Source organism: Amycolatopsis magusensis (genome assembly GCF_017875555.1).
Lineage (GTDB): Bacteria > Actinomycetota > Actinomycetes > Mycobacteriales > Pseudonocardiaceae > Amycolatopsis > Amycolatopsis magusensis.
This window is the reverse complement of sequence record NZ_JAGGMS010000001.1, coordinates 282,376-295,029: the sequence shown is the minus strand read 5'-3', so window position 1 is coordinate 295,029 and position 12,654 is coordinate 282,376. Positions and strand designations below refer to the sequence as shown.

The window sequence follows — 12,654 nt, the reverse complement described above, 5'->3', positions numbered from 1 at the left end:
CGTCTTGCCCAACTCTGTGTGTTGTTCGGCCTACTCCAACGGACTAGCGGAAGGACCCACGCGTGACCCCGGGCACAGGGGCGCTACCCGTACCCTGGTGGCATGGACTCAGCGACTCCAGGTACCGAGCCCGCCGAAATCGCCCCGATCAAGCCCCGTGACGGCAAGCGCGTGCTGCTCGCCAAACCACGCGGGTACTGCGCCGGGGTCGACCGCGCGGTGATCGCCGTGGAGAAGGCGCTGGAACTGCACGGCCCACCGGTGTACGTGCGCAAGGAGATCGTGCACAACCGGCACGTGGTCGAAACGCTGCGTGAGCGCGGCGCGATCTTCGTCGACGAGACGGACGAGGTGCCCGAGGGCGCGCTCGTGGTGTTCTCCGCGCACGGCGTCTCGCCCGCGGTGCACGCCGAGGCCGCGGACCGCAACCTGCGCACCATCGACGCCACCTGCCCGCTGGTGACCAAGGTGCACAAAGAGGTCAACCGGTTCGCCAAGAGCGACTACGACATCCTGCTCATCGGCCACGAGGGACATGAGGAGGTCGAAGGCACCGCGGGTGAGGCACCCGAGCACGTCCAGCTGGTCGACACCGCGGAGGACGTGGACAAGGTCACCGTGCGCGACCCGTCCAAGGTGATCTGGCTGTCCCAGACCACGCTGAGCGTCGACGAGACGATGGAGCGGGTGGACCAGCTGCGCGAGCGGTTCCCCGAGATCTCGGACCCGCCCAGCGACGACATCTGCTACGCCACCACGAACCGTCAGGTCGCGGTGAAGGCGCTGGCGCCGGAGTGCGATCTGGTGCTCGTGGTCGGCTCGACCAACTCGTCGAACTCGAAGCGGCTGGTCGAGGTGGCGCTGAAGGCCGGGGCGAAGGACGCGCACCTGGTCGACTTCGCGCACGAGGTGGACGAGTCCTGGTTGGACGGGGTCACCACGGTCGGCGTGACCAGCGGTGCTTCGGTGCCGGACACGCTGGTGATGAACCTGCTCGACTGGCTGGCCGAGCGCGGCTACGGCGACGTCGACGAGGTCACCACGGCCAACGAGAAGATCACCTTCTCGCTGCCGAAGGAGCTGCGCAGCACCGTGCGCTGACGGCGCTTTTCCCGTCGTCCCAACGATCATGCCTGTCTAGAGTGGTCTGGATCGTGGTGGTGGCTGGAAGGAACCGGTGTGGCTAGGCCAGTGGTGTGGGGTGTGCTGGGGATCGTCGCGGCTTCGGTCGCCGTGCTCGCGGTGAGCTGCTCGGACGACGAGGAACCGTCCGGCCCGCCGCCGCCGAAGGATCGGGCCCAGTTCACCTCCGACTACCGGCAGCTGTGCGAGAGCCGGATCCCGCTGGCCCAGGCCCCGCCGCCGGCACCGGCCGGGCCACGCCCGGTGGTCGTGTTCGCGACCGAGGAGATCACCAGGGCCGACGAGGTGGGCCGCCCGCCCGCGCTGACCGAGGTGAGCGACATCCACCTGCCGTGGGCAGGCGCCGAGGTGCAGGCGCACGAGGTGCAGCTGGTCGCGTGCTTCAAGCGCATCGGGGCGACCACGTCGGCGGTGACCTGCTCGTACCGGCCGCCGGTGGGGACGGTCGTGGTGCAGGAAAGCCAGTTCGAATACGTGCTCTACGAGGCCAGGACCGGGGCCGTCGTGGACAGCAGGCCGATGGTGCTGGGCAAGCCGGACAACGCCGTCTGTCCGCTGAACGTCGCACTGGATGAAGCCGACCTCACCGCCCGGCCGGAATTGTTCTCCTTGCCGGACAAGCAACTGCTCACCGAACTGATCGGCCCGCACCGTGCGTCGGGGTCCGTACCGGGTTAGGTTCGCCCTGAGGGGCAACGGAAACCAGGAGGACGCTCGATGGAGTATCGCCAGCTGGGCCGGTCCGGGCTGCGGGTCTCGGTGCTGACCATGGGCACCATGACCTTCGGTGGCGGCGGCGTGTTCGCGAACGTCGGTGACACCGATGTGGACGGCGCGCGGCGGCAGGTGGACCTGTGCCTGGACGCGGGGGTCAACCTGGTCGACACGGCCAACGTGTACTCGACCGGCGCGTCGGAGGAGATCGTCGGCGAGGTGCTCGAAGGCCGTCGTGACCAGGTGCTGATCTCGACGAAGGTCCGCATGGGCATGGGCGACGGCCCGAACGACGCCGGCCTTTCGCGCCACCACATCATCACCCAGGCCGAGGCGAGCCTCCGGCGGCTGCGGACCGACCACATCGACATCTACCACGTGCACGAGTGGGACGGTCAGACGCCGCTGGAGGAGACGCTGGAGGCGCTCGACACGCTGGTGCGGTCGGGGAAGGTGCGCTACCTCGGGGTGTCGAACTACGCGGGGTGGCAGTTGATGAAGGCGCTGTCGGTCGCGGACGCGCGGGGGTACCAGCGGTTCGTGAGCAACCAGATCTACTACTCGCTGGAAAGCCGGGACGCGGAGTACGAACTCGTGCCGCTTTCGGTGGACCAGGGGCTGGGGATCATGGTGTGGAGCCCGCTGGCCGGTGGTTTGCTGTCGGGCAAGTACCGGCGGGGTAGCTCGGCGGAGGAAGGCCGGCACCTGGGTGACTGGGACGAGCCGCCGGTGCGGAACGAGGCGCGCCTGTACGACACGATCGAGGTGCTGATCTCGATCGGTGAGGCGCACGGCGTCTCGGCGGCGCAGGTCGCCCTGGCCTACCTGCTGACCCGGCCGGCGGTGAGCACCCTGGTGATCGGGGCGCGGAAGGACTCGCAGCTGGAAGACAACCTGGCTGCTGCTTCGCTGAGGTTGTCGCCTGATGAAGTGTCCTCTTTGGACTCGGTGAGCGCGCCGGAGCTGATCTATCCGCACTGGCACCAGGCGAAGACCGCGGCCGATCGGCTGGGTGGGGCGGATGCTGCGTTGCACGGGTCGCGGTAGTTGGGGGAGCCACCCCGGCTTTTCAGTGTGACTACGGCGGGGCTTGGGTTGTCAAGGCGGGAAAGCGTGCCCTGACAACCCAAGCCCCGCCGTGTTTTTGGCTTCGGGCCGGGGTTGGGGAGGGATGGGTGGTCGGTTTTGAGCGGCCCACTCCTGTATGGGTGTCTGGGGTGCTTGAGGCCGGGATGGTCGAGCCGTGCTGAGCGTTCGGGCTCGGCTGCCTGCGCGTGGGCCTTGGCTGCCTGAACGTGGGAGTCGGTTACCCGCGTGCCGGGGGCGGCTGCCTGAACGCTCGACTCGGCCGCCCGAGTGTGAAGCTCGGCTGCGCGAGTGTGTGCCTCGGCTACCTGACTGTGGGATTCGGCTGTCTGAATGTTCGGCTCGGCTTCCTGAACGTGGAGTTCGGCCGGCCGTCTGAATGCAGGACCCCGGGTTCGCAAGCGCGTGCCTCGGCTGCCTGAGTGTGCGACTCGGCTGTCCGAACGTGGGGTTCGGCTGCGCCCAGGCTCGCGGGTGTGGAGTTCGGCTACCCGACTGTGAAGTTCGGGTGCGCGAACGTGAGGTTCGGCTGCGCGAACGTGAGGTTCGGGTGCCTGAATGTTCGGCTCGACTGCCCGAGCGTGATCCGACTACCCCCCACTGTGAGGTTCGGCTTCGCGAGGTGAGGTTCGGCTGCCTGGGTGTGGTGTTCGGCCGCGTGAACGTGGGTTCAGCTGCCCGAGTGTTGAACTCGGGTGCCCGAACGTTGGCTCGGGGCCTGAACGTGGGGTTCGGGTGCGTGAGCGTGGGGCTCAGTTGCCCGAACGTGCGGTTCGGCTTCCTGGGTGCGGGTTTCGGCTGCACGGATGTGGTGTTCGGCTACGCGAACGTGGCGTTCGGCTGCTTGAGTGTGGGGTTCGGGTGCGCGAACGTGGCGTTCGGCTGCTTGAGTGTGGGGTTCGGCTGCGCGAACGTGGGGTTCGGGTGCGTGAGTGTGGGGGCGGGGGTTAGGGCGTGTCCTGGGGATCTTCATCGGAGGTGCAGGACGATGCAGGCGAGGATGATTTCGGCGCGGTGGTAGGCGGCTCGTTTGGCGAACCGTGTTGCCAAGCCACGGAATTGTTTGAGCCGGTTGAAGCAGCGCTCGACCACGTTGCGGAGCTTGTAGAGGTCAGGGTCGAAGGCCGGTGGCCTGCCACCGGCCTTGCCCTTGGCCTTCCGGCGGGCGATCTGGTCGGCACGTTCGGGAATGGTGGCCTTGATCCTGCGCTCCCGCAGCGCCTTCCGGGTGCTCGGGTGGGTGTAGGCCTTGTCGGCGAGCACCCGCCCGACCCGTACTTTCCGCCCGTCCACCTCGATGTCACGGATGTCGTCCAGCAGCGGAAGCAGTTGCGGGTTGTCCCCGGCCTGCCCTGGCGTGAGGATCACCGCCAACGGCAGACCGGCGGCGTCGACAGCCAAGTGGAGTTTGGTGGTCAGTCCGCCTCGGGAACGCCCGAGGCACTCTCCGTCGACGGCGAGCTCTTCGATCCAGTCCGCGCAGCCCCTTTTTTCCGGGCGCCGGCCGCGTGCTGATGCGCCCGCACACTCGTGGAATCGACACTGATCACAAACTCGATGTTGTCCTCGAGTGTCCCGAGGGAGTCGTCTTTGACGATCACGTGCTCCAGGATCCGGTCCCACGTCCCGTCCGCGGTCCACTTCCGTAACCGCTCATGAGCGGTCTTCCACGGCCCATACCGTTCCGGCAGGTCACGCCACGGCGCACCGGTCCGTTCATGCCACAGGATCGCGTTGATCACCTGCCGGTGACTACGCCACCGCCCACCCCTGCGACCAGTCTCCACAGGCAGCAACGGCGCGATCGTTGCCCAGGCCTTATCTGTCAGCTCACCGCGTCCGACCACACACCATCATCTGCACACGATCATGGAAAAGATCCGCAGGACACGCCCTAGTCGCGGTCTTCGTCCCAGGGGCGGGGGCGTTGGGGCGGGGTGCGGCGGCTGGGTGGGCGGCCGGTGCGGTCGCGCGGGGTGTCGGTGCGGGGTGGGGGTGGGGTGCGGCGCGCCGGTTTGCCGTCGGTGGGGGGTGGGGTGCGCTTTCGGGGTTCACGGTCGAGTGGTTCCCGGCGGCGTGGTGGGTCGTCGGCCGGGCGGCGGCGTACGGCGCCGGTGCCGGTGCTGCTCGCGCCGCCGCTGGCGGGGCGTCGCGGAGGGGTTTCCCGGGAAGAGCGAGCCGGGTCCCGGGTGGCGCCGGTGGCTGGGCGCGCGGGGCGACGGGGAGCGGGGGCGTCATCGTCGGCGGGGCGTGGGCGGGCCTTGGCCGGCGGCCGTGCGGCCTCGGCCGGGCGCGGCTCCTTGCTCGCCGCCGACTTCCCGGACTTCCCGGACGCAGCGGACTTACCGGACTTCACCGGCTTCATCGGCGGGTCCGGGTCGCGCTCGCGGAAGACCCGGTAGAAGCCGAGCGCCAGCGCCGCGCCGGTGGTGATGGCCATCGTGGGGAAGCCGTTGATCAGCGGCGTCGCGATCGCCAGCGCGGTGGAGAACTTGTCGTCGCCCGTCGGCGTGCCCGAGAACAGCAGGGCGGCGGGCACGGTGACGGCCAGGATCAGCGGCGGCTGCACCATCGGGCCGAACAGGCTTCTCCGCTGCACCGCCGCGACCGCACCGACCGCGCCCACGAAGTAGGCGCCCTGGAAGATCAGCTCCAGGTTGTCCGTGATCTGCAGGCTGGCCACCGCGCCGAGCGCGGCCAGCCCGAAGCCCAGCAGCACCGCGCCCCACCACGGCAGACCTCGTCGCGTACCCACGACGGGAAGCTCGTCCCAGGGCACGGTGAAGTCGTCGTCGGCGTCGGGGTCGCTCTGCCGATCGCGTATAGCGGTCACAGGCACACCGTATCCCGTGGTCACGGGTGGAATGCCACCACTGTCTCAGCCCGCTGGGCCAACCGGCGTCATCGGGTGATCGACAATGCCGCCATCAGGGCGAATGCGTGCGCCACCGCGGTGTGACCCGGGCCTCTCCTTGAATCCGTAGCGTCTTGATCAGCGTCTAGGCGAGCTCCTCCCCACGCCGGATCGCGGGCACCGGCGCCGGGCTCGCCGAGGCCTCGGTCAGCGGGGTGACCGCCGCCCGGAAGCCCTCGAGTGCCTCCAGCTCCCGCCGCCGCGCCGAGACGAACCGCTGCAGGTGCGTGCTCGACAGGTTCAGCGCGTCGATCGCCCCGCCCGCCGCCCGGTGCGCCGACGCGGCGGCCTCCCGCACCAGCTCCACGTCCTCGGCCAGCGCCGTCTCGGTCACCGCGAACAACGCCGAGGACGCCAGCACCGCGAACCCGGTCGGCCCGCAGATGAACACCCGCCGGTCCAGCAACCAGCGCAGCAGCTCCGGATCGGTGTCCAGCGCGGCGACCACGGCCGCGTCCGACGGGACGAACATGATCGTCCCGTAGATCGCGTCGGCCCAGCGTGCGTAACCCTTACCGGCCAGTTCCGCCGCCCGCGACCGCAGGTTGCGCACGTGCACCCGCAGCGCGTCCAGCCGCTCCGCCGGATCGTCGGTCTCCACCGCCTCGGCCCAGCACGCCATGCTCGCCTTGGCGTCCACCGGCACCGTCCGGTCGCCGCCGACCCGCAGCACCATGTCCGGTTTCGCCGCCCCGCCACCGGCCAGGTCGGTCTGCAGCGTGAAGTGCAGCCCTTCACGAAGGCCCAGCGCCTTCGCCGTCTCCGCCAGCACCTGTTCGCCCAGCTCACCGCGCCCGCTGATGGAGGCGAACGCGACCTCGTAGCGGCGCAGCGCGGCCTGCTGCGTGTCCACGCGCTTGCGCTCCGCGTCGATCTGCCGGACCGCCGCGTCCGCGCGCCGCACGCTGTCCGTGTAGAGCCGCCAGACCAGGGCGATCCCGATCGCGAGCACCAGCGCGACGGCGACGGCCGCCGTGGTGATCACCGTGGTCACCGCAAGCACACTCCTCAGTTCTCCGGTCGAAGGGGTCTGTGCCCATCATGGCCGACCCCACCGACAGAATCCGGGCGGTGACACGCCCACGACAGGTCCCCGGTCTTCGCGGAGGCAGCGCTTAACTTGAGCAACATGAAGGTCCTGCACACCTCGGACTGGCACGTCGGGCGCACCTTCCACGGCACCGACCTGCTGGCCGAGCAGGAGGCGGTACTGGCCCACCTCGCCGAGGTCGTCTCGGCCGAGGCGGTGGACGTCGTGCTCGTCGCCGGGGACGTGTACGACCGCGCGGTGCCGTCCGCCGAGGCCGTGCGGGCCGCCACGCGCGGGCTGGAGCTGATCCGCGAGGCGGGCGCCCGCGTGGTGCTCACCCCGGGCAACCACGATTCCGCCGCGCGACTGGGTGCCTTCGCCGGTTTCGCCGCCGCGGGCGGGCTGTACCTGCGCACCACCATCGAAGCGCTGCACGAACCGGTCCTCTTCGACGACGACCACGGGCCCATCGCCTGCTACGGAATCCCTTACCTGGAGCCGGAACCGGCGCGGCACGCACTGGGTGTGCCGGACGCGAAGGGCCACACCGGCGTGCTCACCGAAGCCATGCGCCGGATCCGCGAAGACCTCGCCACCAGGCCCGCCGGAACGCGGTCCATCGTGCTCGCGCACGCGTTCGTCAGCGGTGCCGCGCCCACCGATTCCGAGCGCACCATCGCCGTCGGCGGCGTCGAGGACGTCGACGGTTCGGTGTTCGACGGCGTGGACTACGTCGCGCTCGGGCACCTGCACGGCCCGCAGGTCCTCGCCGAGCACCTGCGGTACTCCGGCAGCCCGCTCGCGTACTCGTTTTCCGAGTCGCAGCAACGGAAATCGGTGTGGCTGGTGGAACTCGACGCCGACGGGCTCGCCGACGTCCGCCGCCACGAACTGCCCGTGCCGCGCAAGCTCGCGACCCTGCGCGGAAAGCTCCAAGAGTTGCTCGAATCGCCCGCGCACCAAGAAGTCGAAGAGTGCTACCTCTCGGTCACGCTGACCGACGAGGTCCGCCCGATCGACGCGATGCGCAAGCTGCGCAACAGGTTCGCCTACGCCGTGCACCTGGAATGGGAACCGGAAGGCGGTCGCGCCACCGGTGAACTCAAGTACTCCGAAGCCATCCGCGGCCGGTCGGACCTGGAAATCGCGTCCACCTTCGTCGCCGACTGCCGCGGCGCCGCGCCCAACGAATCGGAACAGGCGCTGCTGACCCGCGCGCTGGAGGAAGCGGGCAAGCTCGAGGCGGTGGGCCCGGAACTATGAGGCTGCACCGGCTGGAAGTCGCCGCCTTCGGCCCGTTCGCGGGCCGCGAGGTGGTGGACTTCGACGCCCTCGGTGCCGACGGCCTCTTCCTCCTGCACGGCGACACCGGCGCCGGTAAGACCACCCTGCTGGACGCGGTCGCGTTCGCGTTGTTCGGCGTGGTGCCGGGCGCCCGCAACGAAGCCAAGAAACTGCGCTGCGAACTCGCCGAAGCCGAGCAGCTGACCGAGGTCGTGCTCGAGGTGACCGTGCAGGGGCAGCGGCTGCGACTGGTGCGCAGCCCCGAATACGACCGTCCTAAAAGGAGCGGGGGCGGCACCACGAGGCAGCGCGCCAAGTGCTCGCTGACCTGGGTCGGCGAAAGCCCGCCGGGGCATCCGGCCGAGGGGCTCACCCGCATCGACGAGGTCGCGCGCACCGTGCAGCGGCTGCTCGGCATGAGCGCGGACCAGTTCTTCCAGGTGGTGCTGCTGCCGCAGGGCGAATTCGCCCGCTTCCTGCGTGCGGACACAGCCGAACGCGAGCAACTGCTGGAGCGGCTGTTCGGCACCAAGCGCTTCTCGGACGTCGAGGCGTGGTTCCGGAACCTGCGGCAGGAACGCATGCGGGAACTGGAGATCCGCCGCCAGACCGTACGGGAATGGGTCGCGCGCCTGTCCCAGGCCGCCGGTGTCGAGGTGCCCGAGGAGATCACCTCCACCTGGGCCGCGGAACTGCGGGAGAAGGCCAATGCCGATGTGGCGCGGGAGTTCGCCGCCGAGACGGCGGCCCGCAAGGCGTGGGAGGCCGCTGATCAGCGCTTGCAGGAGGGCCGCACGTTCGTCGAGCAGGTACGGCGGGTGCGGGTCGCGGTGGCGAACCTCCAGTCGTGGAAGGAAGGCGAGGCGGACCGCAAGCGCTGGACCGCCGAAATCGCGGCCGCGCGCCGGGCGATTCCGGTCGCCGAAGCGGTCGCCACCGAAGAGCGGCTGAAGGAGCGGCTCGAGGAGGTCCAGCAGTCCGCCAGGCAGCGCGCGCAAACGCTCGCGCGCACCAAGGCGACCGTGCCCGAGCTGCGGCAGGAAGCCGGTGAGCTGCGCGAAGAGGCCGGAGCGCTGTCCGGACTCGTCGAGGAAGGCGAGCAGCAGCAACGGGACATGGCCCGCCTCGGCAGGCTCGCCGTGCAGGCCGATCAGGCGAGCACACGGGCGAAAACGCTGGGCGCCAAGCTCGCGACCATGCCGGCCCGGTCCGAGGAACTGCGGTCGCGGGTCGAAGCGGCGACCCAGGCCGCCGCGAAGCTGGACGGCGCGCAGGCCCGTGCCGACGAGCTGGCCCGCGCGGTCGCCTCGGCGAACCGGATCCCGGCCGCGGAAGCAGCCGTCCGTGCCGCGATCGAGGTGCAGGCCAAGGCCGTCGACCTGCACCAGGAGGCCCGCGATCGGCTGCTGGACCTGCGGGAACGGCGGCTCAGCGGCATGGCTGCCGAGCTGGCCGCGAAGCTCGGCGACGGCGACCCGTGCCCGGTGTGCGGTTCCGCCGAGCACCCGGCGCCCGCGCTGGCCGGGCACCAGCAGGTCAGCAAGGCTGACGAGCGTGCCGCCGCCGAGGCCGAGCGGGCGGCCGATGCGGAGCGTCAGCGCATCGTCGAAGCCCGTCACCAGGCCGAAACCCGGCTTGGCGCGGTGCGTGAGGCGTTGCTCGGCCGTACCGCGGAGGACCTCGCCACGGAGTTGACCGAGGTCAGGGCGAACGTCGCGGAACTCGTCGAGCTGGCTGAACACCGCGAGCGCCTGGAGCAGGAGCAGCGCGGGCTGGCCGCCGAGATCGAGCGGCTGACCGAGCAACGGGCCGCGGCCGAGCGCGAGTCGGCGAAAGCGGAAGCCGAGCAGCAAGCGCTTGCGGTGACCGTCGCCGAACGCGGTCAGCGGCTCGAGGAAGCCCGCAAGGAATACGAAGACGTTGCCGCGCGCCGGGCCGCCCTGCTCGCGCGGGTCAAGGCGGTCGAGGAACTGGCTGAGATGCGGGCGGCGGTCGTGGTCGCCGAGGAACGGCTGGCCGAGCAACGCGAGACGGTCGCCGAAGTCCTGCGCCGCGCGGAGTTCAAGACGGTGAAGAAGGCGCTGAGCGCGGTTCGCGACGACGCCGACATCGCGCGGCTGGACGAGGCGCTGGTCGAGGCGGACCGCGCGGCGGCGGTCGCCCAGTCGACGCTGACCGAGCCGGAACTGGCGGGCATCACCGGCGACGAGGTGGTCGACCTCGACGCGGCGCGAGCGGCGTTGGAACGAGCGTCTTCGCAGGTCGAGACGGCCGTGGCCGCACATCGGGCTGCCGCGCGAATTGCCGAGGACCTCGCCTCGCTGGGCACCCGCTTCGACGCCGCGTTGCGCAAACTCGCGCCCGCGGAAGAGGAAGCGGCCGAGTTGGACGCGTTGACCGACGTGGTCAACGGCCGCGGGCAGAACGCGCGGAAGATTTCGCTGCGGTCGTACGTGCTGGCCGCGCGGCTGGAGGAGGTCGCGCTGGCCGCGACGGCCCGGCTGCGCACCATGAGCCAGGGCCGCTATTCGTTCGTGCACTCGGACGCGGCCGGCGCCCGCGGCACCCGCGGTGGCCTCGGCTTGGATGTGCTCGACGACTTCTCCGGCACGGTCCGCCCGGCGAAAACCCTGTCCGGCGGCGAATCCTTCCTGGCCTCGCTGGCACTGGCGCTCGGCCTGGCGGACGTGGTCGCCGCGCAGACCGGCAGCGCGCTGCTGGACACGCTGTTCATCGACGAGGGCTTCGGCACGCTCGACGCCGAGACGCTGGACGTGGTGATGAACGTGCTCGACGAGCTGCGGGCAGGTGGGCGCGTGGTCGGGCTGGTGTCGCACGTGGAAGAGCTGCGCCAGCGCATCCCGACGCGGCTCAGGGTCCGTAAAGCGCGCTCCGGTTCGACGCTCGCGCTACACGCCGGCTGACGCCCGCCACAGGTGCATCCCGGCGTAGGAACGCCAAGGGCGCCAAGGCAAAGCGCGTTCGCTCAACGCGGCCGGGTCACCGGGCAGGCCGAGTGCCACCGCGCCCTTGCGGAGGGCGACGTCCCCGGTGAGCAGCACGTCGGGCGCGCCGAGCACGCGCATCAGCACGTAGTCGGCGGTCCACGGGCCGATCCCGGGCAGGGCCAGCAGGTCGGCGCGGAGTTCGGCGCAGATTCGTCCAACGTGGACAGTGACTTCGCCGGACGCGAGCGCCTCGGCGACCCCGCAGATGGCCTCGATCCGGCGACGCGGCCCACGCAGCACCTCACGTCCGTGCTCGGCGATCGCCTGCGTGGTGGGGAAAAGCCTGGTCAGCTCGTCGGTGCGCTGGGCGTCGGGCATCGGGTCGCCGAGTTCGGCGGTGAGCCTGCCCGCGGCGGTCCGTGCGGCGGCGACGGAAATCTGCTGCCCGAGCATGGCGCGGATGACCAGCTCGTGGCCGTCTGCGGCGCCGGGGACACGCATGCCGGGGTCGTAGACGGGTGCCAGCGCGGGGTCGGCGGCGAGCACCTCGCCGATCGCCTGCGGGTCGGCGTCGAGGTCGAAGAGGCGGCGCACGCGGGTGACGGCGCTGCTGAGGTCGCGGACGTCGGCGAGGTTGAGGTCGCAGCGGACGTGATCGGCTTCGGGCGTGAGGTGCACGGTTCCGGGGCCGTGGGGGAGGCGCAGGGCGCGGGCGTAGGTCCGGGGTCCGGCGTGCTCGACCAGGGGGACCGCGCGCTGGGCGAAGAAGGCGAGCAGGCCGTCGGCGTCGAACGGCGGCCGGTAGGGGAGCCGCAGCGAGAGCCGCATACCGGCGGCGTCGGCGTCCTGGCGTGGGCGCGCGGCCCGGAGCTGGGAGGGCGTCGCGGCGAAGACCTCGCGGATGGTGTCGTTGAACTGGCGGACGCTGGCGAACCCGGCGGCGAAGGCGACGTCGGTCAGCGGCATCGCGGACATCTCGATCAGCAGGCGGGCGGCGTGCGCGCGGTGGGCGCGGGCGAGCGCGAGCGGACCGGCGCCGAGTTCGGTGGTGAGCACACGGCCGAGCTGGCGTTCCGAGTAGCCGAGGCGGCTGGCGAGGCCGGGTACGCCCTCGCGTTCGACGGTGCCGTCGGCGATCAGGCGCATCGCGCGGGCGGCGAGGTCGGCGCGCACGTTCCACTCGGGTGAGCCGGGCACGGCGTCGGGCAGGCAGCGGCGGCAGGCGCGGTAACCGCCGGACTGGGCGGCGGCCGAGGTCGGGTAGAAGCGCACGTTCTGCGGTTTCGGCGTGTTCGCCGGGCAGGACGGGCGGCAGTAGATGCCGGTGGTGCGCACGGCCATGATGAACTGCCCGTCGAACCGCGCGTCGCGGGAGGCGACCGCGCGGTAGCAGCGCTCGGTGTCCCGCCAGAGGCTCACGGTGGTCGGCGCTTCGGGCGCGATGGTCATGGCTCGATCGTGCCACCGGGCGAGTGTCCCGACTGGCGGGAATCCGACGTCACGTCCGCCGTCCGCCGGTCCGGGGCGGGCACGTA

General features: G+C 70.9%; 8 protein-coding genes and 1 pseudogene. 5 read left to right on the top strand and 4 right to left on the bottom strand.

The annotated features are described in order from the left end of the window. Positions 1-102 precede the first annotated feature (102 nt). The 3 genes from JOM49_RS01315 to JOM49_RS01305 all read left to right on the top strand — a co-directional run bounded on the left by JOM49_RS01315 (position 103) and on the right by JOM49_RS01305 (position 2,904). Positions 103-1,101, top strand: a complete 999-nt coding sequence (locus tag JOM49_RS01315) for a 4-hydroxy-3-methylbut-2-enyl diphosphate reductase (RefSeq protein WP_209662357.1) — start codon at positions 103-105, stop codon at positions 1,099-1,101. A 78-nt stretch (positions 1,102-1,179) separates the two neighbouring features. Then, the gene (locus JOM49_RS01310) at positions 1,180-1,821 is read left to right on the top strand and encodes a hypothetical protein (RefSeq protein WP_209662356.1); all 642 of its coding nucleotides are present in this window, start codon (positions 1,180-1,182) and stop codon (positions 1,819-1,821) included. Between the two features lie 39 nt (positions 1,822-1,860). Then, positions 1,861-2,904, top strand: a complete 1,044-nt coding sequence (locus tag JOM49_RS01305; RefSeq protein ID WP_209662355.1) for an aldo/keto reductase — start codon at positions 1,861-1,863, stop codon at positions 2,902-2,904. Positions 2,905-3,912: 1,008 nt separating this feature from the next. Here JOM49_RS01305 and JOM49_RS01300 read toward each other — a convergent pair. The 3 genes and pseudogenes from JOM49_RS01300 to JOM49_RS01290 form a co-directional block, all read right to left on the bottom strand. After that, positions 3,913-4,730: pseudogene (locus tag JOM49_RS01300) on the bottom strand (IS5 family transposase). A gap of 107 nt (positions 4,731-4,837) precedes the next feature. Next, positions 4,838-5,776 (bottom strand): DUF6542 domain-containing protein, encoded by a 939-nt coding sequence (locus tag JOM49_RS01295; protein WP_308158619.1) that lies wholly within the window; start codon positions 5,774-5,776, stop codon positions 4,838-4,840. A gap of 166 nt (positions 5,777-5,942) precedes the next feature. Beyond that, positions 5,943-6,851, bottom strand: coding sequence for a DNA recombination protein RmuC (locus JOM49_RS01290; protein WP_209662354.1), 909 nt, complete (start codon positions 6,849-6,851; stop codon positions 5,943-5,945). Between the two features lie 135 nt (positions 6,852-6,986). Between JOM49_RS01290 and JOM49_RS01285 the strand changes: the two genes are divergently transcribed. Continuing rightward, positions 6,987-8,150 carry an exonuclease SbcCD subunit D gene (locus tag JOM49_RS01285; RefSeq protein ID WP_209662353.1) on the top strand — a complete coding sequence of 388 codons (1,164 nt, stop codon included), beginning with the start codon at positions 6,987-6,989 and terminating at the stop codon, positions 8,148-8,150. Beyond that, positions 8,147-11,095: an AAA family ATPase gene (locus tag JOM49_RS01280; protein ID WP_209662352.1), complete on the top strand. Its 2,949-nt coding sequence runs from the start codon at positions 8,147-8,149 to the stop codon at positions 11,093-11,095. The genes JOM49_RS01285 and JOM49_RS01280 overlap by 4 nt, the downstream gene beginning before the upstream one ends. On the opposite strand, the gene JOM49_RS01275 is transcribed toward JOM49_RS01280, so the two are convergent. Continuing rightward, on the bottom strand, positions 11,081-12,568 hold the full coding sequence (locus tag JOM49_RS01275; protein WP_209662351.1) for a DNA-3-methyladenine glycosylase 2: 1,488 nt from the start codon (positions 12,566-12,568) through the stop codon (positions 11,081-11,083). The genes JOM49_RS01280 and JOM49_RS01275 overlap by 15 nt on opposite strands. Positions 12,569-12,654 lie beyond the last annotated feature (86 nt).